Source organism: Paenibacillus sp. SAF-068 (assembly GCF_051967555.1).
Taxonomy (GTDB): Bacteria; Bacillota; Bacilli; order Paenibacillales; family Paenibacillaceae; genus Paenibacillus.
This window is the reverse complement of sequence record NZ_JBQCJX010000016.1, coordinates 1-1,379: the sequence shown is the minus strand read 5'-3', so window position 1 is coordinate 1,379 and position 1,379 is coordinate 1. Positions and strand designations below refer to the sequence as shown.

The window sequence follows — 1,379 nt, the reverse complement described above, 5'->3', positions numbered from 1 at the left end:
TCACCTTAACCTTGCACGGGAACGTAACTCGCCGGTTCATTCTACAAAAGGCACGCCATCACCCCTAAAACGGGCTCTGACTTTTTGTAAGCACACGGTTTCAGGTTCTATTTCACTCCCCTTCCGGGGTGCTTTTCACCTTTCCCTCACGGTACTGCTTCACTATCGGTCGCTAGGAAGTATTTAGCCTTGGCAGATGGTCCTGCCGGATTCATACGGGGTTTCACGTGCCCCGCACTACTCGGGATCCGTCTCGGAGGGAACAGACTTTCAATTACAGGGCTTTTACCTTCTTTGGCGGGCCTTTCCAGACCTCTTCGCTTAACCGGTTCCTTTGTAACTCCATGTGAGACGTCCCACAACCCCAAAGAGCAAGCTCCTTGGTTTGGGCTTCTCCGCGTTCGCTCGCCGCTACTGACGGAATCACTATTGTTTTCTCTTCCTCAGGGTACTTAGATGTTTCAGTTCCCCTGGTATGCCTCTACATAACCTATGTATTCAGTTATGAGTAACTGGAAATTACCCCAGCTGGGTTTCCCCATTCGGACACCCCCGGATCAAAGCTTGCTTACAGCTCCCCGAGGCAGTTTCGTTGTTCGCCACGTCCTTCATCGGCTCCTAGCGCCTAGGCATCCTCCGTGTGCTCTTAGTAGCTTAACCAAATTGCTCCGGTTTCGATTGCTTGCTTCCCTTGTTTTGCTTGCGCAAAGCCAAAAGTCGCTCCCATTCAATACCATCGCAACAGCAATTTAACTACCGTTTTTATTGAAACTTGTTTGCACAAGTTCAGCTAAAAAGGAATGTTCTAATTCGCATTTACTTTCGTTTCGATATCTAGTTTTCAAAGAACAAGCTCCATGCAAAAGCAAGCTGTTTGAGAGTTTGAGCTCTCAAAACTGAGCAACGAGTGAGTGGTTTGCAGCTGAGCTGCGTATTTGAATGTTTCCGCTACGGGAAACGATTCTCCATAGAAAGGAGGTGATCCAGCCGCACCTTCCGATACGGCTACCTTGTTACGACTTCACCCCAATCATCTATCCCACCTTCGGCGGCTGGCTCCTTGCGGTTACCCCACCGACTTCGGGTGTTATAAACTCTCGTGGTGTGACGGGCGGTGTGTACAAGACCCGGGAACGTATTCACCGCGGCATGCTGATCCGCGATTACTAGCAATTCCGACTTCATGCAGGCGAGTTGCAGCCTGCAATCCGAACTGAGACCGGCTTTTTAGGATTCGTTCCACCTCGCGGCTTCACAGCCCGTTGTACCGGCCATTGTAGTACGTGTGTAGCCCAGGTCATAAGGGGCATGATGATTTGACGTCATCCCCACCTTCCTCCGGTTTGTCACCGGCAGTCACCTTAGAGTGCCCACCCGAA

Annotated in this window: 2 rRNA genes; both read right to left on the bottom strand. The window is 50.8% G+C overall.

Going from position 1 to position 1,379, the window contains the following annotated elements:
• A 23S ribosomal RNA gene (locus ACTHPG_RS28150) occupies positions 1-660 on the bottom strand; the annotation flags it as partial.
• 311 nt (positions 661-971) lie between these two features.
• Positions 972-1,379, bottom strand: a 16S ribosomal RNA gene (locus tag ACTHPG_RS28145); the annotation flags it as partial.